Annotated in this window: 23 protein-coding genes; 7 read left to right on the plus strand and 16 right to left on the minus strand. The window is 42.1% G+C overall.

Annotation, left to right across the window (positions count from 1 at the left end; translation table 11 throughout):
• Positions 1-21: 21 nt before the first annotated feature.
• The 6 genes from ruvA to N6H18_RS04790 all read right to left on the minus strand — a co-directional run bounded on the left by ruvA (position 22) and on the right by N6H18_RS04790 (position 7,108).
• On the minus strand, positions 22-615 hold the full coding sequence (gene ruvA, locus N6H18_RS04765; RefSeq protein WP_262310689.1) for a Holliday junction branch migration protein RuvA: 594 nt from the start codon (positions 613-615) through the stop codon (positions 22-24).
• Positions 612-2,885, minus strand: a complete 2,274-nt coding sequence (locus tag N6H18_RS04770; RefSeq protein ID WP_262310690.1) for an NADP-dependent malic enzyme — start codon at positions 2,883-2,885, stop codon at positions 612-614. Before N6H18_RS04770 ends, ruvA begins: the two co-directional genes overlap by 4 nt.
• A gap of 63 nt (positions 2,886-2,948) precedes the next feature.
• On the minus strand, positions 2,949-4,040 hold the full coding sequence (locus N6H18_RS04775) for a DUF4837 family protein (RefSeq protein ID WP_262310691.1): 1,092 nt from the start codon (positions 4,038-4,040) through the stop codon (positions 2,949-2,951).
• A gap of 58 nt (positions 4,041-4,098) precedes the next feature.
• Positions 4,099-5,463 carry a lytic transglycosylase domain-containing protein gene (locus N6H18_RS04780; protein WP_262310692.1) on the minus strand — a complete coding sequence of 455 codons (1,365 nt, stop codon included), beginning with the start codon at positions 5,461-5,463 and terminating at the stop codon, positions 4,099-4,101.
• 4 nt (positions 5,464-5,467) lie between these two features.
• The gene (gene gatA, locus N6H18_RS04785) at positions 5,468-6,904 is read right to left on the minus strand and encodes an Asp-tRNA(Asn)/Glu-tRNA(Gln) amidotransferase subunit GatA (RefSeq protein ID WP_262310693.1); all 1,437 of its coding nucleotides are present in this window, start codon (positions 6,902-6,904) and stop codon (positions 5,468-5,470) included.
• Between the two features lie 3 nt (positions 6,905-6,907).
• Positions 6,908-7,108, minus strand: coding sequence for a Sec-independent protein translocase subunit TatA/TatB (locus tag N6H18_RS04790; RefSeq protein ID WP_262310694.1), 201 nt, complete (start codon positions 7,106-7,108; stop codon positions 6,908-6,910).
• A gap of 203 nt (positions 7,109-7,311) precedes the next feature.
• Between N6H18_RS04790 and N6H18_RS04795 the strand changes: the two genes are divergently transcribed.
• The 3 genes from N6H18_RS04795 (at position 7,312) to N6H18_RS04805 (ending at position 9,146) form a co-directional block, all read left to right on the plus strand.
• A complete protein-coding gene (locus N6H18_RS04795; RefSeq protein ID WP_262310695.1) occupies positions 7,312-7,692 on the plus strand; it encodes a VOC family protein in 381 nt (126 codons plus the stop codon).
• A gap of 102 nt (positions 7,693-7,794) precedes the next feature.
• The gene (locus N6H18_RS04800) at positions 7,795-8,370 is read left to right on the plus strand and encodes a YceI family protein (RefSeq protein ID WP_262310696.1); all 576 of its coding nucleotides are present in this window, start codon (positions 7,795-7,797) and stop codon (positions 8,368-8,370) included.
• A 116-nt stretch (positions 8,371-8,486) separates the two neighbouring features.
• Positions 8,487-9,146, plus strand: coding sequence for a cell wall-active antibiotics response protein (locus N6H18_RS04805; RefSeq protein ID WP_262310697.1), 660 nt, complete (start codon positions 8,487-8,489; stop codon positions 9,144-9,146).
• On the opposite strand, the gene N6H18_RS04810 is transcribed toward N6H18_RS04805, so the two are convergent.
• Entirely contained in the window at positions 9,143-9,664 is a 522-nt protein-coding gene (locus N6H18_RS04810; RefSeq protein ID WP_262310698.1) for a hypothetical protein, read from the minus strand. The genes N6H18_RS04805 and N6H18_RS04810 overlap by 4 nt on opposite strands.
• Positions 9,665-9,782: 118 nt before the next feature.
• On the opposite strand from N6H18_RS04810, the gene N6H18_RS04815 reads away from it, so the two are divergent.
• The gene (locus N6H18_RS04815) at positions 9,783-10,871 is read left to right on the plus strand and encodes an NAD-dependent epimerase/dehydratase family protein (protein ID WP_262310699.1); all 1,089 of its coding nucleotides are present in this window, start codon (positions 9,783-9,785) and stop codon (positions 10,869-10,871) included.
• Between the two features lie 4 nt (positions 10,872-10,875).
• Here the strand turns inward: N6H18_RS04815 and N6H18_RS04820 are convergent, their stop codons facing one another.
• The 3 genes from N6H18_RS04820 to N6H18_RS04830 are packed head-to-tail and all read right to left on the minus strand — an operon-like array spanning position 10,876 to position 12,390.
• Positions 10,876-11,325: a DUF1572 domain-containing protein gene (locus N6H18_RS04820; RefSeq protein ID WP_262310700.1), complete on the minus strand. Its 450-nt coding sequence runs from the start codon at positions 11,323-11,325 to the stop codon at positions 10,876-10,878.
• Positions 11,322-12,020 carry a GTP cyclohydrolase I FolE gene (folE, locus tag N6H18_RS04825; RefSeq protein WP_262310701.1) on the minus strand — a complete coding sequence of 233 codons (699 nt, stop codon included), beginning with the start codon at positions 12,018-12,020 and terminating at the stop codon, positions 11,322-11,324. Before folE ends, N6H18_RS04820 begins: the two co-directional genes overlap by 4 nt.
• On the minus strand, positions 11,983-12,390 hold the full coding sequence (locus tag N6H18_RS04830; RefSeq protein ID WP_262310702.1) for a 6-pyruvoyl trahydropterin synthase family protein: 408 nt from the start codon (positions 12,388-12,390) through the stop codon (positions 11,983-11,985). Before N6H18_RS04830 ends, folE begins: the two co-directional genes overlap by 38 nt.
• 220 nt (positions 12,391-12,610) lie before the next feature.
• On the opposite strand from N6H18_RS04830, the gene N6H18_RS04835 reads away from it, so the two are divergent.
• The 3 genes from N6H18_RS04835 (at position 12,611) to purB (ending at position 15,912) form a co-directional block, all read left to right on the plus strand.
• Positions 12,611-13,267 (plus strand): phosphoadenylyl-sulfate reductase, encoded by a 657-nt coding sequence (locus N6H18_RS04835; RefSeq protein WP_262310703.1) that lies wholly within the window; start codon positions 12,611-12,613, stop codon positions 13,265-13,267.
• A gap of 71 nt (positions 13,268-13,338) precedes the next feature.
• Positions 13,339-14,259 (plus strand): NAD-dependent epimerase/dehydratase family protein, encoded by a 921-nt coding sequence (locus N6H18_RS04840; protein ID WP_262310704.1) that lies wholly within the window; start codon positions 13,339-13,341, stop codon positions 14,257-14,259.
• Positions 14,260-14,556: 297 nt separating this feature from the next.
• Positions 14,557-15,912, plus strand: a complete 1,356-nt coding sequence (gene purB / locus N6H18_RS04845; RefSeq protein WP_262310705.1) for an adenylosuccinate lyase — start codon at positions 14,557-14,559, stop codon at positions 15,910-15,912.
• Between the two features lie 166 nt (positions 15,913-16,078).
• Here the strand turns inward: purB and N6H18_RS04850 are convergent, their stop codons facing one another.
• From N6H18_RS04850 to N6H18_RS04875, 6 genes are all read right to left on the minus strand, one after another.
• Complete coding sequence (locus N6H18_RS04850) at positions 16,079-16,501, minus strand: hypothetical protein (protein WP_262310706.1); 423 nt, start codon at positions 16,499-16,501, stop codon at positions 16,079-16,081.
• Between the two features lie 52 nt (positions 16,502-16,553).
• A complete protein-coding gene (locus N6H18_RS04855; RefSeq protein WP_262310707.1) occupies positions 16,554-16,814 on the minus strand; it encodes a DUF493 domain-containing protein in 261 nt (86 codons plus the stop codon).
• A 57-nt stretch (positions 16,815-16,871) separates the two neighbouring features.
• Entirely contained in the window at positions 16,872-18,971 is a 2,100-nt protein-coding gene (locus N6H18_RS04860; protein ID WP_262310708.1) for a peptidylprolyl isomerase, read from the minus strand.
• A 92-nt stretch (positions 18,972-19,063) separates the two neighbouring features.
• The gene (locus tag N6H18_RS04865) at positions 19,064-20,335 is read right to left on the minus strand and encodes a hemolysin family protein (RefSeq protein WP_262310709.1); all 1,272 of its coding nucleotides are present in this window, start codon (positions 20,333-20,335) and stop codon (positions 19,064-19,066) included.
• A gap of 177 nt (positions 20,336-20,512) precedes the next feature.
• Positions 20,513-21,124 carry an LPS export ABC transporter periplasmic protein LptC gene (gene lptC, locus N6H18_RS04870; RefSeq protein ID WP_262310710.1) on the minus strand — a complete coding sequence of 204 codons (612 nt, stop codon included), beginning with the start codon at positions 21,122-21,124 and terminating at the stop codon, positions 20,513-20,515.
• A gap of 64 nt (positions 21,125-21,188) precedes the next feature.
• Positions 21,189-22,481, minus strand: coding sequence for a tetratricopeptide repeat protein (locus N6H18_RS04875; RefSeq protein WP_262310711.1), 1,293 nt, complete (start codon positions 22,479-22,481; stop codon positions 21,189-21,191).

Raw genomic sequence — 22,481 nt, forward strand, 5'->3', positions numbered from 1 at the left:
CTTCCCCTATTTATTTGTATGTTAAGACCTTCTCAACGCTAATTTAATTAAATCCTCCAGACCAAGATCTTCATCAGATGATTTCAATATTTTGTCAAGCGTCTTCTCTGCAACTGCTTTGGCTATACCCAAAGTCATCAATGCAGACAAAGCTTCCGACTTAATACTATGCTCCTTCTTAAGGGATAAAATTGGTACACCACTCTCTAACTCCTCTTTTGACATCTTGTCTTTGAGTTCTAAAATGATTCTTTGGGCAGTTTTCAGACCTATGCCTTTGACTCCACTGATCGTCTTGACATCACTGTTGACGATCGCAGCATGCAACTCCTGCGATGACAAGGATGACAAAATCATCAAGCCAGTAGATGGCCCCACTCCAGAAATCGAGATCAACTGCTGAAATCTCTTTTTTTCCTCTCTGTCATAAAAACCATAGAGTGTCTGTGAATCTTCTTTGACGTGAAAGTGCGTAAAAATACTCGCCTCTTTTAAATTTTTTATGTGAGTATATGTATTCAAAGAGATATTGACGTGATAGCCAATACCTCCATTGTCAATGATCGCATAGGTAGGGTCTACCTCGATAAGCTTACCTGAGATGTAGGTGATCATTCCTTGCTTCTACTTTTGGACTGTATCGCATCTACTGCCGCGATAGTCGCCATGTTGAATATTTCTCTCACCGAACTACCACGCTGCAAGACATGTACGGGCTTGTTCATTCCCATCAATACTGGACCGATCGCTTCGCTAGATCCAATTTCCATCAGCAGCTTATAGGCAATGTTGCCTGAAGCCAGATTAGGAAAAATTAAGGTGTTGACACTCTTGCCATTGAGTTCACTGAAAGGATAATCCTTTTCCATCAACTCTGGATTCAAAGCTACATTGGCTTGCATCTCACCATCAATGATGATTTCAGGCCATTTTTGCTTCGCCAATTTTACCACGTCTGCAGTCTTGCTTGGGATTTCTCCTTTGGCAGAACCAAAATTGGAATATGACAGCATCGCCATCCTAGGTTCAAAATCAAAGAATTTCACTGCACGATTGGTCAGCTCAATGATATTAAGCAAGGCCTCCGCATCGGGATTGACATTGACTGTGGTGTCCGCCAAGAAATAAGTTCCTTTTTGATTGCGAATGATGTACATGCCTGCCACCCTTTTCAACCCTGGTTCCATACCAATAATCTGTAAGGCCGGGCGGATCGTATTGGGGTAATCGTTGGACAAGCCTGAGATCATGGCATCTGCATCGCCCTTTTCTACCATCATCGCTCCATAGTAGTTGCGATCCATCATCAAGTGCTGTGCCTCACGCACGGTCATGCCTTTTCTGGCTCGCTTCTGAAACAAGGTCTCTGCATAGACCAAACGCGTATCGCGCTGATGATAGGGATCTATGATTTCACAGTCCAACTCCAATTCGTTCTCTGCAATGAGTTCTTTGATTTTCTCTTTGTTTCCAAGCAATATCGGAATGGCAACTCCTTCGTCAATCACCAACTGTGCTGCTTTGAGAATCGACAGTCTGTCTCCTTCAGTAAACACCAAACGTTGAGGACTCTTTTTTGCTCTTGATGCCAACCTTGAGATGATTCGTTGACCCATGCCCAGTCTTTCCTCCAATTTCAATTTGTACTCATCCCAATCCGTAATGGTGGTACGCGCGACACCTGAATCTATGGCGGCCTTGGCTACTGCAGAAGAAATGCTCGCGATCAATCGTGGGTCCAATGGCTTTGGAATCAAATACTCTTTGCCAAACTTGATGACCTCTGAGCCATAGGCTTTGGATACGGCATCAGGTACTGGCAATTTGGTCAACTCTGCCAAAGCATACACGGCAGCCAATTTCATTTCTTCGTTGATTGTAGTGGCGCGCACATCCAGCGCACCTCTAAAAATATAGGGAAATCCCAATACATTGTTGACTTGATTAGGATGATCCGATCTTCCTGTTGCCATCAATACATCTTTCCTGGTTTTCATTGCCAAATCATAAGGAATCTCTGGGTCAGGATTGGCCAAAGCAAACACGATAGGATCATCTGCCATAGATAGTAAATCCTCAGCAGTCATCACGTCTCCCATCGATAGTCCCAAAAATACATCTGCACCTTTGACCGCATCCGACAAGGTCACCAAGTCTGTTTCTACAGCATATTTGGCCTTCATTGGGTCGAGATTTTCTCTCTTCTTACTGATTACACCTTTGCTGTCGAGCATCATGATGTTTTCCTTTTTGGCTCCCATCTTGACATAGAGATCCGTACAGGCAATCGCTGCTCCACCAGCACCATTGACCACTATTTTGACCTCCTCTATTTTTTTCCCAACGACAATCAATGCATTGAGCAAGGCCGCACTAGAGATAATAGCCGTGCCATGCTGGTCATCATGCATGACAGGAATATTCATTTTTTCTCGTAGCTCTGTCTCGATTTTGAAACTCTCTGGTGCCTTGATGTCCTCTAGGTTGATTCCCCCAAAAGTCGGTTCCAAAGATTTTACAATTTTGATAAACTCGTCTGGGTCTGTTTCGTCGATCTCAATATCGAAAACGTCGATCCCTGCAAATTTCTTGAACAAAACTCCCTTACCCTCCATTACTGGTTTGGATGCTTCTGGCCCTATGTTTCCCAATCCCAATACGGCGGTACCGTTGGTGATCACTCCTACTAGGTTTCCTTTGGATGTATAGCGATATACATCTTCTTTGTTGGCAGCTATCTCCAAGCACGGTACAGCCACTCCTGGCGAATATGCCAAGGCTAAATCATGCTGAGTCGAAAGGGTCTTGGTTGGACGAACTTCAATCTTACCTGGGGTAGGTTTTTCATGAAAATCAAGCGCGTCCTTTTTTCTTATTATACTCATCTTAATATTTGGGATATTATGTTTCTTAGTTTGATTGAGGGGGTATGCCTCCAAGGTTATATTTTACAGACTGAGTCCTGAGGTGAATGTCTGCAAGATCATTTCCATTTCTTGCATGGGTACTCGTTTGTCATCACCAGGATTGTAGACATAGCCTTCTAGATAGTACAGTCGCTTTTGACCTTCATCTACAAACATATAGCTGACAAAAGGGCCTCCTGCAGAAAAGTCACTGAATTTCCAGAGCCCTCTTGCTTCTTTGGCATATTTTCCTTTGAAATTGACCTCTTTTACCTGACTCAAAGTATCCTGTAGTGTCATATAGAGGTCTGGCTTTTCTATGTCTCTCATGAACATGGAAGAAATTTCCTCTCTTTTCCCTAACACATCATCAAATGGAGCATTGCCTGTATAAGGTTGGAAATAAACGAAAATATCACGCTCAAAAGCTGGATCGAGCAACCTGATCCACACAAAGTCCGGTAGTGCTTTGGCTACCTCATAACCATAAGGAATATTCATAGTAAAATCATATTCCTCAGCGAGTCGTTTTTCAATTTGCTTTTCCCTGACTTTGAACAGCCTACCAGCAATCCGGTCATTTTCAACCTTTAAAAAATAGTTCCTTAATAGTTTTTCGTTGGTTTTGATATGAGCAGCAAGCTGCATTTTGGTCTGTCCAAACAGATGCACGATATCCTGCCCTTTGGCATAGACATCCTTTTGAGGTAGCATGTAGAGGGATGAGTCCTTTCTTATTTTTTCCAACGACTCCTCACTGTAGTACTTTTCCATTTGTTGGCTTTGTCTGCCTCGTCCATCGAGTGTATGTACCATGATAATGTTGGTACCTCGCTGAATAATAGAATTAAACTTGAGTGGGTTGATGTTTCTGACCTTGAAATAAGGTTCATTTTGCGGCAATCCAGGCACATAAGCAGACAATGCATCTCTGATAGACTGACCCAGTGCGCCATTCCAATCTGTCGTATCCATTACCACCAAAATGGCGTTGGCTTCTCCACCAGCCTTTGGCAAATACATTTTATCTGTACTAGATTCCTCAGATGAGGAAATCTTATCTGGTGTTGACTTGCAAGAACTGATCAGGCAAATGCTCACCAATAGAAACAAGTAGCTTATTGTCTTAGGCATGCTAACAGGTGTTTTTGGGAATTAAAAAAATTAAGCAATCCGTCCGAAGATCAACAATTTACATGTTGATTAATAATTTTTGTCCGGGTTTAATGTTGGAAGATGTCAGATTGTTGAGCTTTTTTATCTTTTCGATGGATAGATCCTTGTATTGTTGAGCAATACTCCACAGGGAATCTCCCGACTGTACCAAGTGATACTTTCCTCCCTCGACTTGTACAGGTGCAGATTGACTGGTAGTATTGGTTTTGGCTACATAGCTAGATTTTGTATCTGCTGTATAATAAGGTGTCACCCAAATATTGAGGTTCTGACCTACACGAATCATATTGCTGCTGAGGTTATTCCATGCTTTCAAATCTGCCACACTTACATGATGATTTTCTGCAATCGTCCCCAAAACATCTCCTCCTCGGACTCGATAGACTTGCTTGACTCGACCGTACACAGACCCCGGTGTATTCCTCGCTACATATTCCAGTTCTGCCTTGCCTACCTTGCCAGCAGAATCCAGCATGGCTACTTTGTGAATACGCAATGAATCCGCTTTGTCCAATGGGACTTTCAAGGCATAATTGGAGGTGCCTTCTGGAATCGCTCCTCTGATGATCTGAGGGTTGAGTGTCAACAAATCTTCCAAACAAACATCGAGCTGATTGGCTAGTGTCTCCATATGGATGTAATCACTGACATGAACCGTATCATGAGCCATCATGTATCTCTTCTCAGAATTCAAATCTTGGAGGTTATGTTCATCTGCATATTTGATCACATAGATCATCGCGACGAGCTGTGGTACATAAGAGCGAGTCTCCCTCGGCAAGTAATTGTAGATATCCCAAAAAGTCTCCTTATACCCAGATCTTCGTATGGCCTTTCGGACGTTGCCTGGCCCAGTGTTGTAAGCGGCCAATGCCAGCTCCCAATCTCCAAACATTCTGTACAAAGAACCCAAATAGGATGCGGCAGCTTCGGTAGCTTCCCAAGGATTCATGCGTTCGTCGATGTACCAAGATTGTTTGAGTTTGTAGGATTTGCCCGTCAGTGGCATAAACTGCCAGAGCCCTCCTGCTCCCACTCTAGACATGGCATTGGGATTCAATCCAGATTCGATGATGGCGAGATACTTGAGTTCGTCTGGCAAACCCTTCTCAGCCAATACTTGTTCGAAGATGGGGAAGTAAAGATCTTTCTTAGCCAAAATGGCTCTGGTATAATCTCTGTTCCTGACAGCAAAATAGTCTATAAAAGAATAAACACGTTCGTTGAATACCAACGGAATATGCTCCTCTACACAGGACAAACGGTCTTCTACCAGTTCATAACTGTAATCAGGCCATTGTTCTACATCACTCTCTTGCGCCAGCGCAGGTTGTAAAACAGTCACCAAACAAAACAGCAATATGTAAAACTGGTCCCTCATAAAACTAACTTTCTAAGATATGATCTTGCAAATATTTGGAGAAAGATAACAATTTCTCTTCTTCAAACGAATTTCCGATAATTTGAATTCCTATAGGCATACCGTGCTCATCCGTCCCGTTGGGGATAGAAATAGAAGGCAACCCTGCCAATGACGCTTGAACGGTAAAAATGTCTTCTAAGTACATTTGCAAAGGATCTCTGTCATGACTATTGAGATCAAAAGCAGGTGTAGGGGCGGTCGGCATGATGATGAAGTCATTGGTTTCAAACAATTTTTTCATTTCATCTCTGATTAACCTTCTCACCTTTTGCGCTTTGGTATAGTAGGCATCATAAAAGCCCTCGCTGAGCACATACGCTCCCAACAATATTCTTTTGATTACTTCCTCACCAAAGCCTTCCGATCGACTCTTCTTGTACATGGACTCTAGGTCCTTGGCAGAGCTACTGCGGTACCCATACCGCACACCATCGAAACGAGACAGGTTGGCACTCGCCTCAGCAGTAGTCAATATATAATAGGTAGGCAGTACGTAATTGAGATAGTCAAAATTCAACTTCTGAATCTTGTTACCACTTGATTCTATTTTGTCAAAAACCTTGTTTACCGAACTTTGTACGGCAGGATTTAGTGCCTTGTGTGTATTGATGTTGTCAAACGAAACCACACTAAATGTACCTGACCAGGTTGGAGCTTTGGAATATGCTGGTACGCTCAGGTGGCTCACTGTATGATCATACTCATCCGCTCCTGCGATGATCTCCAAGACCAAAGCACTGTCTTCGACCGACTGTGACAAGATTCCTACACAATCAAACGAACTCGCATAGGCGGTCAATCCATGTCTCGAAATCCGTCCGTAAGAAGGTTTGAAGCCAATGATCCCACAAAAAGAGGCAGGTTGTCTTACTGACCCTCCTGTATCAGAACCTATAGATACAAGGCACATATCTGACTGCACTGCCACAGCGGATCCCCCAGATGAGCCTCCGGGAACTTTGTTTTCATTCGCGGCATTTTTGACAGGGCCAAAATAGGAATTTTCATTGGACGAGCCCATCGCAAACTCATCGCAATTGTTTCTACCAATGATGATCGCATCCTCATCCAACAAACGCTGAATAGGTGTCGCCGTAAATTGAGATTTGAAACCTTCTAGGATTTTGCTACCGCAATGGAGAAAATGACCTTCGTGACAATAGACATCTTTGATGGTCACAACCATCCCTGCCAATCGCCCCGCGTTGCCCTTATTTATTTTTTCTTGCACAATAGCAGCCTGAGCCAAAGCTTCTTGTTCGTAAACTTCAGTCAGTGCATTGAGCGTCTTATTCTTTTTCTCAATGTTAGCCAGATAACCCTTGACGAGTTCTACGCAATCTATGACGCCAGATTGTATGTCAGATCGAATCTGAGACAGTGAATGGTAACTCTTCAAAACTTATTTTTTCTCTTCTTTGATTCCAGTCTCTATTTCGTCCTTTATCTCCTTTGAAGCGTCTTTAAATTCTCTAATACCTCGACCCAATCCTTTGGCCAACTCTGGAATTTTTTTCGCTCCAAACAATAAGACAATTACCAGTACGATGATGACCAGTTCCCAACCTCCAGGCATACCTAATGCCAATACTGAATGTATCATATAATTATAGCTTTATTGAATAGCAATATAGGTGCAAAGATATGTAAATACATTCAAGAACGATTGAGCCCCACAGATTTGTTAAAGGCAATCAAGATTAAAGACATTTTGTCCTTTTTTCACCTTCTACAAGATTTTAACAACAGATTAGCATCCCAAACACCCCCTGATCGTAAACACTTCACTCCATCTATGAAATCATTATGAATTTGAATCAAATCACTGTGCCGTCCTCATCATTGGAGCGAGCTGTACCATTCTATCAAAAATTGGGATTGAAATTGATTGTAGACGCCCTGCCTAAATATGCCCGATTAGAATGTCCCGATGGTACAAGTACCTTTTCTATCCATCATGTAGATGATATAAATACTACCAACCAAGGCATTACTGTATATTTCGAATGCGAAGAATTGGACGATGAATATGATCGACTGATTGAATTAGGATTGGCGTTTGCCACTCCACCGACCAATCAAGACTGGCTTTGGAAAGAGGCTAGCTTGTTTGACCCTGATGGAAACCGAATTATCTTATATTACGCTGGAGAGAACCGAAAAAATCCACCATGGAGAGTAAAATAATCTATCATTTTTTGAACCCTCTTTAGAACTTGCCGTATCATTGTTGCAACATTATATGTTGATACATTTAAAATAAATCATAGAACAATAAAATTTAGAATCATGTTGAACGCATTATTAGTACTATTAACATTTATCAGTTTCACAGAAAAAGAAACTATCTCTGTACAAGCTGACGTAAGCAAAAGCACCGTAATATGGAACGCAACCAAAGTAATAGGGGGCGGACATACAGGAACAATCATCTTGTCTGAAGCAAAATTAGACCTGAAAGGGAGTGAATTAAAAGGAGGGTCATTTACCGCAGACATGACCACTATCAACTCTACGGACTTGGAAGGTGATTGGAAAGCCAAACTAGACGGACATCTGAAAAGTGACGACTTCTTTGCAGTTGATAAATTCAAAACAGCGACATTCAAAATCACCAAATTGAAAAAGACAGCGACGGGTTACGACGTGACTGGAGATATGACCATCAAAGGCAAGACCGTAAGTGTGACTTTCCCAGCAACTGTAACGGCAACTGGCGACACAGTCACCGCAACTGCCAAAATCACCTTGGACAGAACCAAATTTGATGTAAAATATGGATCAAACAGTTTCTTTGATAGCCTAGGCGACAAAGCCATCTCAGATGAATTTACATTGGACGTAACCCTCGTTTCTGGTAAATAATCCATCTGCAACTGATTAAATAACTTAAACCCTGATCTGAGATCAGGGTTTTTTCATGTCCCATTGGGAATAAACTCAAGCTTTTCATTACTTTAGTTGTCGCAAATAACAATACTATGAACCATTCCAACAGAAGAGCATCATTAGGTATAATTATGATTGTCATCGGAATTCTATTCCTGCTTGACAATTTCAACATTATCTCTTTTTCGGTACCTCACTACCTATTTACTTGGCAGATGATCTTGGTTGTAGTAGGTATTTTTCAATTTGCCACAGGTAATCAACGGGGCGGGGTCATTCTCATCTCACTTGGCATAATATTTTGGATTCCACGCTACTTCAACATCAGCTTTCATGATTATTGGCCGGTCTTCTTGATAGCGATAGGTTTGAGTTTTTTTTTGAAAAGTCGAACAGGAAAAATCCGTCAAAGTAACTCTGACAGCATAGATCACCTCGCAGTATTGGGTGGCACCAACCAAAATATTGACAGCAAGCAATTTGCTGGTGGACGTATCACCACCATCTTTGGTGGGGTAGAATTGGATCTGAGACACTCCAACCTTGAGAATGGACAAGCGACCATTGACTCATTTACTACTTTTGGTTCGGTGAGGCTATTTGTTCCAGAGGACTGGGTAGTCAACTACGAAGCAACCACCGTATTTGGGGGGTACAAAGACAAACGTGCACACAAACCAACAGAATATTTCGGCAATGTATTGACTTTGAAAGGTCTCGTATTATTTGGCGGGGTAGAATTGATGAGCTAATCCAACTGATTGATTACTGTTTTGATTGGGATAATCATACTCCACATCCCTACAGCCGTACTGTCTGGCAAGCAATCCGTATAAACAGCATCTCGGGCAGGGTATGGTGCTGTGAACAAAGCATATTTGTCATCCATCATCTGTATGGATGATTGACTGACAATGCCATTTTCAGCATTGTATAGATACGCCTCATACAAGTCCCTCTCCTGTTTAGTCATAAAATTAGAATCTGCAAATCCTAAGACAATCTGTCCCTCCATCGCTAGATTCATAGAATCCAGTACCGCAGATTGATTCTTCAGCGCATCGGCACAAGTGATCTTTCCAGAGCGAAAATTCTCGTCGATCACCTTGTCAATTTTCTTTCCGAATTTTTCTGCTTCCACCATGACCTCTGCTTGATTGAGTTGTCTGATCTTCTGAGTTTTGATGATGTCATTGACATTCGTCTTTTGTTCGCCCTCTAGGGCCGAACAAGCAGTTGCAACGAGGCAGAGTATCCAGATTCGATTCATCCCGCAATTTACGCCGAAGTACATTATCTCCATGAAAATCCTTCATGAAAACACGGTCTATAGATGTTTTTTGACATAAAAGTAATATTTCCATGATTAGTCATTATTTTTAGATTCTATGTACGGTAGCCCCGAACCAAATGAATTGAATCCCAACATATTGGGAAGAGACTTTCCTGTATTGGTCACAGGAGGTGCTGGTTACATGGCGTCTTGGTTGGTAAAATACCTGCTCGAAGATGGGTACAAAGTCAGAGTGACGGTCAAAGACATGGAAAAAGAAGACCGCTACCGACATCTGACCAAGATAGCAGAACGCTCCAAAGGAAGTCTGGAAATATTCGAAGCAAACCTAATGGATCCCGAGGCTTTCAAATCAAGCATGATGGGTTGCAACATTGTCTTCCATACAGCCTCTCCCTACATCACCTCTGGTGTGAAAAACCCGAAAACAGAGCTTATAGACCCATCTGTAGAAGGAACCAGAAATGTACTCAATGCAGTCAACAAGGCTCATTCGGTACGAAAAGTGATTTTCACCAGTGCCCTTTATGCCATATATGGTGATGCCACAGACATCATTCACACGCAAGAAAAAGTCTTCAATGAAAGCTATTGGAACAAAAGTTCTACCCTCAAACATTTGCCACTTGGATTTGCCAAAACAGTTGCCGAACGTGAAGCATGGCGCATCCATGACGAACAAACCCGATGGAAAATGGCAGTACTCAATCCAGCACTATGCTTGGGTCCGTCCCTTACTACCTATTCCAAATCAGGTAGTTTTGATTTTATTCGTCAGCTGGCAGATGGCTCCTATGCGTCTGGCGTACCCAACATACAACATGGACTTGTAGATGTCAGAGATGTAGCACATGCGCACATTTTTGCGGCACAGGATGAATATGCAACAGGTCGATTTATGTTGGTCCATGAGACACGAACCATGCTCGAAGTAGCAAAAACTTTGAAACAAAAATTTGGTAGTGCTTTTTCTCTTCCCACGGCAGAACTGTCATATAGAATGCTCTATTTCTTTGGATTCACCAAAGGCCTGTCTCGCAAACTGGTGATAGAGAACGTCGGAAAAAAAATACAGTTTGACAACAGCAAAAGTAGAAACGAACTAGGTGTACGCTACCGGTCCATAGATGAATCTGCCATCGAAATGCTCCAGTTCATACTAGATCACAACATGTTGAAGTAAACAACTAACCTATTAGCCTGCGCAGGTAGTTGATTTGACCCAAATGATACTCGATATGACTATACAATCTGGTCAAGAAATAGGCGCAGGTCATGGGTGATCCGAAAACCTCCAAAGGATAGGTCTCAGCAAGAGATTTTTCATCCAATGTATCCAATGCCGTCAGTACTACTGACTTAGCTCTGGCAATTTCGGACAACAATTCTGTCCGAGGAACATTTCGACGGCTGAATTCTCCCTCTCGATCACGCACATAGCCATCTTGAGAAATCACTGCCCCAAAAAAGTGCTGCAAATTACCACATAAATGAAGCGTCAGATTACCCGCCGAGTTACTGATACCTTCTTGGGTATCCCAAAGTTGAGATTCCTTCTTGTAGAGTTGAATCTCTTCTGCCAGCCTATCAATGCTCAATTCGAATAGACTCTTTAACGCCGCTACTGTTGCACTCATAGGTTACTCCCTGGTGAGTTGATATAGTTTAGAAATTCGTTTTTGTATTTCTCTTCCAAGAACTTGCCACTGAAGTGTGCCGTACCTGTCTTGCTATTGGTATCTCCCACGCCACGCGAGGACACACACATGTGGTTGGCATCTATCACTACTCCCACATGTTCGCTTTTGAGGACGGATTTTAGCTCCGCAGCTATCTGTACTGTGAGTCGCTCTTGCACCTGCGGTCTCTTGGCAAAATATTGGACAATGCGGTTGATCTTGGACAAACCGATTACTTCTCCACTAGAGATGTATGCGACATGCGCCTTGCCATAGATCGGTACAAAATGGTGCTCACAGTGTGAATAGAAGGTGATATCCTTCTCTACCAACATCTGATCATAGCCAAACTTGTTTTCAAACAAACGCGCTTTAGGCTTATTTTTTGGATTCAATCCACTGAAAACCTCCTCCACGTACATTTTGGCAACTCGGCGAGGAGTTCCAGACAAACTATCGTCAGTCAAGTCCAAGCCCATGATCTCCATGATTGCTTTGAAATGTTCAGCAATCAGTTTCTTTTTGGTATCATCGTCCATCTCAAACGCATCCGCTCTCATAGGAGTCTCAGCAGATGAGGCGAGGTGATCATCCATCCAATCATCAATATCTGTATCAGGCGGGATATTCGACATAGTTTCTTTTGGTTTCATACAATAGAATTTTTAAATCATACGCTTCGTCGATTTCCTTCCTCAACAAATTATAGATGACAACAACAATGTTTTCGGCAGTAGGGTTCAAGTTTTCGAACTCTACTACATCCAGGTTCAAATTTTTGTGATCAAAACGATCTACTATTAGTTTTTTAATTAGGTCACTGAGGATTTTTATATCATAGACATAACCAGTCTCTGGGTCGATCTCACCTATGAGCTTGACATGCAACTCATAATTATGACCGTGGTAATTGGGGCTGTTGCATTTACCGAAAACACTCAGATTCTTCTCATCCGTCCACTTGGGATTGTGCAGACGGTGCGCTGCATTAAAATGTTCTTCCCTGATGATGGCTGTTTTCATCCGATATCTTCGTTTTCGAGATTGATGGCAAAATTTGAATCAGCAAATTTTTGCAAAACTGACGAGAAAACAACATTGTTTAATCTTTCAATCAAATCCTAGGACGAAATAAACACAATATTGTTCATCTACCTAAGATTATTATGCGTTAAAAAGTCATTTACAAGATCAATTTATTGAATTGTACTAACTTCGTTTTTTAAATTTTACTCCCTACTATATGGATTTTGAAGAAATCAAAAGTAGTATTTTGAAGTATCAAGAAAATGGCAAGTCCCTTTTCACTACTTCATCTTTTCAAACACACAGTATTGTGCTGTTGCATTTGCTCAGCAGGATAGACAAGACGATTCCGATCTACTGTCTCAATACTGGTTTTTTGTTCCCAGAGACCATCGAGTACAAGGATCAGTTGTCGGAGGTATTTGGACTGAAAATCATGGATATCACACCCGATGTGCCTAAGAGTATTCAAAAAGATGCAGAGGGAAAATTGCTCTTTGCCTCCGACCCAGACAGATGTTGCCACTACAACAAAGTGCAACCTATGGACAAGTTGCTCTCCAACTATGACGTCTGGATCAATGGAATCCGTCGTGACCAAAATGCCAATCGGGCAAAAATGAGAGTGGAGGAGCCTTCTAAAATGAATACCATACGGTTTCACCCCATGCTAGAGTGGACCAACAAAATGATCTTTGATTATATCAAAGAATACAAATTGCCCCGTCACCCACTGGATGCGGTAGGCTACAGCAGTATTGGTTGTGAACCTTGTACACGCAAACCAAGTCTGGAAATGATGGAGCGTGAAGCTCGATGGTATGGCATGAACAAAACCGAGTGTGGACTCCATACCGAACTCGTAAGTAAATAATTAAAAAAACCGCAGGTCTTAATCAGTCTGCGGTATATCTAATCACCCAGCAATGCTGGTAAAATATAGAAATGAAAGTATTAGTAACAGGTGGTGCGGGATACATAGGCACCCGATTGATCAAAAAACTCAGTGCCAACAAAAAGATCGACAAGATCATCGTCTATGACAACCTCATGCGTGGCAACTACAATCTGTTTTTGGGTGACAAATTCATCAATGGAGACTCGATCGAGTTCGTGAAAGGTGATTTGCTGGATTCTAGATCCCTCAAAAATGCCCTCAAAGGTGTCGATGTGGTGTTTCACTTGGCTGCCAAGGCTACTTCCCCCTTTGCCAATGTCAACTTACACTTCTACGAGCAGATCAACAATTGGGGAACGGCAGAGTTGACCTACGCAGTAGAAGAGAGTGATGTGAAGAAATTCGTCTATCTCAGCAGTATGGGTGTGTATGGTTTCTCCGATGATCCGATCACCGAAGATCACCCAGTGAACCCATCTTCTTTTTATGCGATCTCCAAACAACGTGGAGAAGAACACGTCAAGAGACTGAACAAATCGCACAACCCCATCATCCTACGATGTGGCAATGTGTACGGCTATAGCCGCAGCATGCGATTCGATGCGGTGATCAATCGATTTGTCTTCGAGGCGAACTTTGATGGTAGACTTTCTATCCACGGTAGCGGCAACCAACAGCGTGCCTTCATTCACATCAGTTCGATCGCTGACATACTGGAACAAATTGCGGTGACTGACATCCCTGCAGACACCTACAACGTGTCCGAACGCAACATGTCCGTACTCGATATCGTCGATGTACTGAAAGAACTCAAGCCAGAACTTGAATTCCTGTTCATCAATCAGCAAAACAACTACAACCAACAGCTGGTCAGTGCTGAACAAAAACTCAAACAGTACATCCCCTACGATGATCAAGACTCGTTCAAGGATCAAATGATCGAGTTTTTGAATAGTTTTAGTTACTAAGAAAGCAGATAGAATGACTCAAATGGAGTGCAAGAGCCTATGAAAAGTAACCCTACTAGAGTTCTACTATTAAGGATTGTCCAAAACGCTTACAATCATAGAAAATAACTCTTGGACAGTTATTTTCTATGATTGATCCTATTAATGAGTTTATCAGTTTTATTCTCATTTTCTTGAAACATAGAATCTCCAAGGTCTCATTTCAAATCAGTGTCAAGGTCTATAATGTTTGGAATGAATCAAGAAATAGTACTAGATATTGGCTAATTTTGCGCCTCACAATTAGATACATAGACGATGGAATTGAATGCATTGACAGCTATTTCGCCAGTAGACGGCCGATACAGAAGACAAACCAAAGAACTAGCAGAATTTTTTTCAGAATTTGGCCTGATCAAATATAGAGTTCATGTCGAAGTAGAATACTTCATCGCGCTTTGTCAATACCCACTTCTGCAACTAGAAGGGATCGACCAAAGCATGTATGGCAAATTGCGTCAGATTGTCGTGGAATTCTCCGAGGCAGACGCTTTGGGAATCAAAGAAATCGAGAAAACTACCAACCATGATGTCAAAGCGGTTGAATATTTCATCAAAGGCAAATTCGACAACTTGGGTCTCTCTGCACACAAAGAGTTCATTCATTTTGGTCTCACTTCACAGGACATCAACAATACAGCGATTCCGCTGCAACTGAAGCATGCCATCGAAAACGAATACATCCCAACCCTCAATCAAATAGAAGCGCTATTGATGGACATGGCAGAGGAGTGGAAGGACATCCCTATGCTCGCCAAAACACATGGACAACCTGCCTCACCTACACTATTAGGAAAGGAAATATTGGTGTTTCACGAGCGATTGACTCAGCAGGTCAACATGCTGGATTCGGTTAGATATGGTGCCAAATTTGGTGGAGCAACAGGCAACATGAATGCCCACCACATCGCCTATCCAGAAGTGGATTGGATCAAATTTGCCAACAACTTTGTGGACAACACTTTGGGATTGAGACGCAGCTATCCTACTACACAGATAGAGCACTACGACGACATGGCGGCTCTATTTGACAACCTCAAACGAATCAACACGATCCTCATCGATTTTGCTCGTGACATCTGGCAATACATCTCTATGGGCTATTTCAAGCAAAAAATCGTGAAAGGTGAAGTAGGATCATCCGCCATGCCACACAAGGTCAACCCAATCGACTTTGAAAATGCAGAAGGAAATCTAGGCATCGCCAATGCACTCTACGAATACCTCTCAGCCAAACTCCCTATCTCTCGTCTACAACGAGACTTGACTGATTCTACAGTTTTGAGGAACATAGGTGTACCAGTAGCACATGGCTTCATCGCATTGAAATCATTACAAAAAGGAATCAGCAAACTAGAACTCAACAGACAAGCCATCGAGTACGATCTGGATCAAAACTGGGCGGTCGTCTCAGAGGCCATTCAGACCATTCTGAGACGAGAGGCCTACCCAGAACCCTACGAAGCTCTCAAGGCGCTCACAAGAGGCAATCAAGAGATCACACAAGAAAGCCTCAAGGTCTTCATTGATGGATTGGAAATCAGCGATGCACTCAAAGCACAAATGAAAAAAATTACGCCATTCAACTACACAGGAATCAATCCTTTGAAGTAGAAGAAATCAGAAGAAGAGACGTTGGAAGTCAGAAGTAACCTCGGTTGTTTCTGACTTTTTTAGTTTTGGAGAAGGACTCAATAGACAGTACCAATTCCATAGTAAACCGTCTTGTCCCGAAAGTATAGAGCAATAAATTCTTAAAAGTTAGTTCTCCAGTGCTTACTTACCCTGTAAAATCCCCAGTAGATTGGGCGCATTGTTTCAGTCGCTTGTTAAGGGTGGCTTTCCACCAGGGGCCTTTGGTGAATACCAATTTGGTTTTGATTTTTAGGTTGTTGCCAAAGCGTCTCCATTTGGTCCCAAAGTCTTGGTATCGCTTGTCCTCTAGCACGTATTCAAATCCCATCTGATGGGTTTCTTCTATTGCGCATCGATTGCCATAGAGCAATTTCTCTCCATCTTTGACATAAATGTAAGCAATCGCATGCTTGCCGGGTTGATTTTTACGCGTATCCTCTTTGACTTTTCGGTCTACCTTACGAGTAGGTAATTCCTTGTCAGAGACTTCCTGCGCATAAAGCGACCCGCCTATCACTAATAATAGGGATGGGAGTAAGGTGTATTTGATGAAAGAGAAATAGGTCATCGGATCAATGATAATTTAAATATCAATAAGACAGCACATCTCAATGTAGATTTTACAAGGATATGATGCCCTCAATTTTTTTGGCCTTTTCGTAAGTCTCGATCACCTGGTCACTGCTGCCCATCATCACTTGAATAGTCACACTGGAGTATTTGCCATTTTTAGAGGGTTTCAGCTTGACGTCATGTTTAGCAAACAGTGCCTTGACCTCAGGTATCTGCGCTTCTGGCACGATAAACTTGAACAGATACAAAGTTGGAAAGACATGTACGCTATCCAGCTTCTCTTTGAATGATTGTGAAGATTCGTCCATAAATAAAAAAGTCCTGACTTTTTGTGTCAGGACTCAAAGTTATCTTTTGTTTCTCTATTAGAAAAACTTGTATCTCTCGTCTGTGATGTCTGCAAGTTCTCTGACTGCTTGGTCGATGCTATATGACAATCTCGATTGTCTCGCTGCTACGGCTTGGTTTCTATATACCTCGTAATCCGAAATCGGAGACGCTTCCGTTTTGTTCACCAATTCTATCTGAATGACCCCATTGTCAATTGCAAAAGGAGCAGTACGTTCTCCTGGCTCCATTGAGAAAGCTATGCCTACTGCTTTAGGTGCGATACCCACGCTAGTCAATGAGTTGCTGCTCAATTTGAGATCTGTCATGGAATAGTATTTTGCATTGTCACCGTCATAAGCTATTACCTTATTCACCAAGGCTTCCTCTTCGATCGCATTGAGTTTGTCAATCAAGATTTTGGCTTTCTTAGCATCCTTTACTTTTCTGCTCACTTCGTTTTCCACGGCGGCCAGATTGGCTACACCTTCTTTTTGCTCAGATACCAATGTAGCTATGACATACTGGTTTTCGATTTCGAATACATCTGACACATCACCTACACTGGCAGTATTATATGCCCAGTAAACCACACTCCTAGCCTCAGTCAAGCCAGTGATTCTTTTATCATTTGACCCTAACTGACCAGCAGTTTTCACTTTGTAGCCCGCTGCAGCAGCGTTGGCATCAAATTCACTGGCCTTGTTGGTGTCAAACGCAAATTTCTCAGCGTCTCTATAGAAAGTGTTTCTTGTTTCGTCACTCACATATAGCTCCAAAGCCACTTTTGCTACGTTGTATTTTTTGTTGGTCTTCAACTCGGTCACATCGATGATGTGATAGCCAAACTGCGTCTCTACCACGTCAGAAAGCAGCCCTTTGCTTTTTGCATTGAATACAGCCTCTTGGAAAGGTGCCACCATTCTGCCTTCAGCAAACCAACCTAAGTCACCACCTTTAGAAGCAGTACCATCGGTACCATGCAATCTTGCCATCTCAGCAAAATCAGCACCTCCTTTGATTTGTTTCAGGATGTCTTTTGCTTCCGCCTTGGCTTTGGCTTTAGCCTCAGCAGACTCGTCAGCCGATTTGATCAAAATGTGGCTTGCTCTTGCAGCGTACTCATCTCCCTCGGTCTCACCTGACACTTTGTAGATCACATAGCTACCACTCTCTACGATAGGCCCTACGACAGCACCTGCTTCGGCATCTTGTACCACTGCTGGCAACTGATCGATGGTATAGCTCATATAGGCATCACCAGCATCAGAGTTGACCGTAGCAAACAATGAATCATTCTCTGCTTTGGCAAACTTAGCAGCCAAGGCGTCAATGTCCTCTTTGACCGCCAAGGTATCCGCTGCAGATGGTACTACATCGATGATCACATACTTGATCGCTTTGGACGCGTCTCTTTTGTATTCATCCTCATGCTCTGACAAATATGCTTTCAACTCTGCATCAGTCACGCTCACTACACTATCATGGATTGAGTAGAACGGGACATAAATATAGTTTACTTCAGCCGTGTTGTTAGAGTTTTGGTACTCATACATAGCTTCTGCCTCAGTAGCATAGTTTGTTTTCAAAATCAAATTGTTGTACTTGGTTCTTTGTCTAGCTGGAGCCAGACTCTTCTCGAAGTTGTACCAAGACGCTCTCTGCTGAGGAGCTTGATCGCTCAAGCTTTGCAAAAAGCTGATCACATTTTCTTTGTCAAACTGTCCAGTTTCTGGATTGGTAAAGGCTTGTCTGATCTGTGGACTGATGTTGTCCCCCTGTACCATATCTACGATTTCTTCGTCAGAAATTCTCAATCCCAAAATTTTGAACTGATTTTCAAACGCATAGACACTAATCAGCGCATCCCAAGTCTGGTTGCGGATGTACTCCTGCTCAGAAGCAGAAGGGCTTCTGCCTTGATTCAATTGGAAATTGTAGGTCATTTCTTCTTGTTTGTCCAAGAAGTCCTGATAGGAAATAGTCTGTCCTGCTATTTCACCAACCTCGGTAGATCCACCGAAGATTCTAGAATTAGGACCGAGCAAATCTGCCAATACAAAAGCCACGATCGAAAACCCTATGAGTCCGACGATTATCTTTCCCCCCTTATTCCTTAATGTATTAATTAATGCCATGTGTATTTTATGTTAAAAAGATGCGCAAAATAAGAAACCCTCTGGTTAATATCAAAATTTTCCTGTTCTTAGTTAAATCCTTGTATAAGAGGCTATTCTTCTGTCAAAACTCGAAGTTTGATTTTTTCGATTCGAGCTTCTTCCATGAGTAATATTTCAAAACTGTAATTGGGCACTACGATGAGCTCTCCTTGCTCTGGTAGGTTTTCGTTGATTGTCAAGATCAGGCCTCCTAGCGTGTCGTATTCACCTAGTGGGAGATTCAGAGCGTAGGTTTCATTGATGTAATCTACCTCCTGTCTCGCACTAAATATGTATTCGGTAGGACTTAGTTTCAACTCCACCAAATCGTCCTCGTCGTGCTCATCACGAATCTCACCAAATATCTCTTCCATGATGTCTTCCAAACTCACTATACCCGATGTCCCACCATATTCATCCACCACCAAGGCCAAACTCTTGTGCTCGGTGATGAGCTGGATCATTAGCTCATTGGCAGGCATGGTCTCTGGTACGATGATGATTTTGGTCAAGATACTCGCGATGTCCTTGGGCTTCTTGAATAATGCCAGTGAGTGACAATAGCCAATCACATCATCAATAGACTCATCATAAACTAGGATTTTGGAATGTCCTGTCTCCACAAATAGTTCTCTCAAGTCATCTATCGTGTCATTGACATCTACAGCTTTGATATCCGTACGTGGAATCATACAATCTCTTACTTTGATTCCCTTAAAGTCCAACGCATTGTTGAAATATTTGGCATCTACATCTTGGTCTTCATCATCGTCATCATCCATGATGTTTTTGATGTAGTTGTTGAGATCAGTCAATCCGTAGACTGGGCGGTCATCAGAATACTCCAAGCCAAATACTCGTGTAATCAAAAATTTGCTACCCTGCACCACGACGTAAACTATCGGACTGAATAAATAATAAATCACTAGAATGGGAAGTGAAAGCACCGAAAGAAAGATGTATGGATTGATCAGGAATATACTCTTCGGCACATACTCTGCGGTAAACAACACCACAATGGTGGAAATAATCGTCTGGAGTAGCAGCACGACTATGTCATTGTTCATGCTGGGTGGGAGTACAGCCACCAACCAAGGATCTAATAACATAGACATAAAAATACCATATACCACAAGGCATAGGTTGTTTCCAATCAAAGTCGTAGCAATAAAATTGGATGGGTTGTTGGAGAACTTGGATAGCATCCTTGCAGAAAGGCCTCCTTGCTTGCCTTGCAATTCGATATGCAATTTATCCGTGGTGATAAACGCGATTTCGATTCCCGAAAACAGTGCAGAAAATAATACAGAAGCCAGGATTCCTCCTAACAGAAATGTGTCCATAGATTGTTGGATAGCTACTTTTTGTTCTTTTTAAATTGATATAAAAGTAAGAGAGATACGCTTAACATAAAAATCCAATAGGATTGCGCAAAACCATAAGTCATTGTCTGGTGCAAGCCTATCAGAAAAAATCCTGCCGACAAGGTAAAAATAACAATTTGAAATACCGAATTCATATTACTCTTCTATTTCATTTTCATACACTGTAGTGTCCTCTTCAAAAACCAAATCCTCATCAAATCCAGACTCATCTTCGTTTTTCTTTTTATTGGGACTAATATTCATCACCCCAGTAGGATTCAAAATAGTGTACTCATCAAAATCTTCACTCGCCTCCAAGCCTTCTCCCTTCAACAACTCACCATCAGATTTGATGGTTACAAATTTGTCCGTGTGTATTCTTTCCTCCTTAGGTACCCAGTTGAGCAATTCTGTATGCAGTTCATCTCCTTTGGCTATGCCATGCATCTGCACATCGCCCTCTGCTTTGTAGTAATCTTCCTCAGCGAAATAATATCCTGAATTGGCGCGAAGGGTGGAGGAAAGTATCCCTACATCATTGTAAAATTCCAAGTAGATGCCATTCGGAAAATCCCTGTCCTCATTCTCATAAACCATCTGTCTAGGAGCAACCAATCGCAATTTGGTGATTGCAGAGTCTGAAATCAAAACATCAATGCTATCCATCGCTACAGAAGGGCCATCATAGGTCTCTTTTTCCAGTACAGACTTCTTGCTTTCGCATGAAAGAATGGATAACATCAATATCAAGGGAAATATATGTTTCATAGAAAGCAAAAAAAGCACCCACTCAGAAGAAGTAAGGTGCTTTTCAATATTTTTCAATTATCGATTAATTAGGTCTTCTTTCGAGTGTCACGGTCTCGTTGATCCAACAGCCCAAAGTCATTGATTGTCCTTCGGCCAATCCCAATTCAAATATCTCAGAAATCGATGGGAATTGTTCTTGTGCCTTTGCCATCATGGCTGTATTACCTGCTTTTTTGTACTGGTTGTAAGCAGCGATGAAAACCAATCTATCATCTACCTTGCTCACCCCTTGTCTACAATCATTGTAGCTCTGGAAATACAAGTTGCCGATCAAAGTGTATGCCTCACCTGCAGATGGATCATTAGCCAATGCTTTTCTCGCATAGTTTCTAGCTTCTGATTTTTGTCCACTACTAGCAAACATCTGAGCCATATTCAAATAGATTTCGGCCTTTTTCAAATTATCGTCAGACATGCCAACTGCAGCATTGTAATACTCAGCTGCTTTGGAATATTGATTGTCAGCCGCAAATTTGATACCCAGAACCTTCGCCATGCCATAAGAAGGCTCGGCTTTATAAACCAACTCTCCTGCCTGAACAAAGGCTGGGCTGTCTGTACATTTAGCAGATAGCAACAACTGAAAGACCTTTTTAGCCATTTTTGGATCCTTCGTTTCATTCATCTTAGGTACCAATTTGGTCTCCACAAACTCACAGTTGACATCCACAGTAGCAGTCAACAACTTGTCTACGTTTTCTTGGTACACCGTGTACTTCGAATCACTCTTGACTGCATCTTTTTCAGCAATGACATCAGAGATTTTACCGTATCTATCGATTACGTCTTCATCAGAGATGGCACCTCCACTCAGCTTGTATCGTCTCACGACATCCATATAAGCCACCAAGTTGTTGTCCATCGTCTCTACACCATTCATATCAAAGGTTTTGTCAAACAAATCCAACAATTCTTTGTATTTAGACTGATTTCCTTTGTAGAACTTGTAGGCAGCAAATGCCTTTCTGTTCAATACATTGGCCTCATCGCCGAAGTATTTGATTCTATCGTCATACATCTTCAAGGCCTTTTCTTGGTAGGACAACTGCTTAGCTGGATCTGATTCTTTGTCTTCCAATCCCTCGTATATTTTGGCTCCATTTATATACAGAGACTCATTGAGATCAGGACAATTGTCCAACAACCATTGGTGAGGGGCTACTGCTACAGCATATTGTTTGCTTTTAACCGCATCCACGTAAAGCGCATTCTTTTCCTTCGCTTTATCTACTTCTTCTGGCCAGTTCCATCCTGGTTGAGCTATTGCTGCTGCGTTCATACAAACAACGAACCCTATCAATAGTAGCTTTTTCAT

Origin of the sequence: Reichenbachiella agarivorans (assembly GCF_025502585.1) — a bacterium.
GTDB classification, from domain to species: domain Bacteria; phylum Bacteroidota; class Bacteroidia; order Cytophagales; family Cyclobacteriaceae; genus Reichenbachiella; species Reichenbachiella agarivorans.

Bases quoted from the DNA above. Each gene is read 5' to 3' on its own strand.
- ruvA (WP_262310689.1), bottom strand. From the start codon at position 615: ATGATCACCTACATCTCAGGTAAGCTTATCGAGGTAGACCCTACCTAT.
- N6H18_RS04770 (WP_262310690.1), bottom strand. From the start codon at position 2,885: ATGAGTATAATAAGAAAAAAGGACGCGCTTGATTTTCATGAAAAACCT.
- N6H18_RS04775 (WP_262310691.1), bottom strand. From the start codon at position 4,040: ATGCCTAAGACAATAAGCTACTTGTTTCTATTGGTGAGCATTTGCCTG.
- N6H18_RS04780 (WP_262310692.1), bottom strand. From the start codon at position 5,463: ATGAGGGACCAGTTTTACATATTGCTGTTTTGTTTGGTGACTGTTTTA.
- N6H18_RS04790 (WP_262310694.1), bottom strand. From the start codon at position 7,108: ATGATACATTCAGTATTGGCATTAGGTATGCCTGGAGGTTGGGAACTG.
- N6H18_RS04795 (WP_262310695.1), top strand. From the start codon at position 7,312: ATGAATTTGAATCAAATCACTGTGCCGTCCTCATCATTGGAGCGAGCT.
- N6H18_RS04800 (WP_262310696.1), top strand. From the start codon at position 7,795: ATGTTGAACGCATTATTAGTACTATTAACATTTATCAGTTTCACAGAA.
- N6H18_RS04805 (WP_262310697.1), top strand. From the start codon at position 8,487: ATGAACCATTCCAACAGAAGAGCATCATTAGGTATAATTATGATTGTC.
- N6H18_RS04810 (WP_262310698.1), bottom strand. From the start codon at position 9,664: ATGAATCGAATCTGGATACTCTGCCTCGTTGCAACTGCTTGTTCGGCC.
- N6H18_RS04815 (WP_262310699.1), top strand. From the start codon at position 9,783: ATGTACGGTAGCCCCGAACCAAATGAATTGAATCCCAACATATTGGGA.
- N6H18_RS04820 (WP_262310700.1), bottom strand. From the start codon at position 11,325: ATGAGTGCAACAGTAGCGGCGTTAAAGAGTCTATTCGAATTGAGCATT.
- folE (WP_262310701.1), bottom strand. From the start codon at position 12,020: ATGAAACCAAAAGAAACTATGTCGAATATCCCGCCTGATACAGATATT.
- N6H18_RS04830 (WP_262310702.1), bottom strand. From the start codon at position 12,390: ATGAAAACAGCCATCATCAGGGAAGAACATTTTAATGCAGCGCACCGT.
- N6H18_RS04835 (WP_262310703.1), top strand. From the start codon at position 12,611: ATGGATTTTGAAGAAATCAAAAGTAGTATTTTGAAGTATCAAGAAAAT.
- N6H18_RS04840 (WP_262310704.1), top strand. From the start codon at position 13,339: ATGAAAGTATTAGTAACAGGTGGTGCGGGATACATAGGCACCCGATTG.
- purB (WP_262310705.1), top strand. From the start codon at position 14,557: ATGGAATTGAATGCATTGACAGCTATTTCGCCAGTAGACGGCCGATAC.
- N6H18_RS04850 (WP_262310706.1), bottom strand. From the start codon at position 16,501: ATGACCTATTTCTCTTTCATCAAATACACCTTACTCCCATCCCTATTA.
- N6H18_RS04855 (WP_262310707.1), bottom strand. From the start codon at position 16,814: ATGGACGAATCTTCACAATCATTCAAAGAGAAGCTGGATAGCGTACAT.
- N6H18_RS04860 (WP_262310708.1), bottom strand. From the start codon at position 18,971: ATGGCATTAATTAATACATTAAGGAATAAGGGGGGAAAGATAATCGTC.
- N6H18_RS04865 (WP_262310709.1), bottom strand. From the start codon at position 20,335: ATGGACACATTTCTGTTAGGAGGAATCCTGGCTTCTGTATTATTTTCT.
- lptC (WP_262310710.1), bottom strand. From the start codon at position 21,124: ATGAAACATATATTTCCCTTGATATTGATGTTATCCATTCTTTCATGC.
- N6H18_RS04875 (WP_262310711.1), bottom strand. From the start codon at position 22,481: ATGAAAAAGCTACTATTGATAGGGTTCGTTGTTTGTATGAACGCAGCA.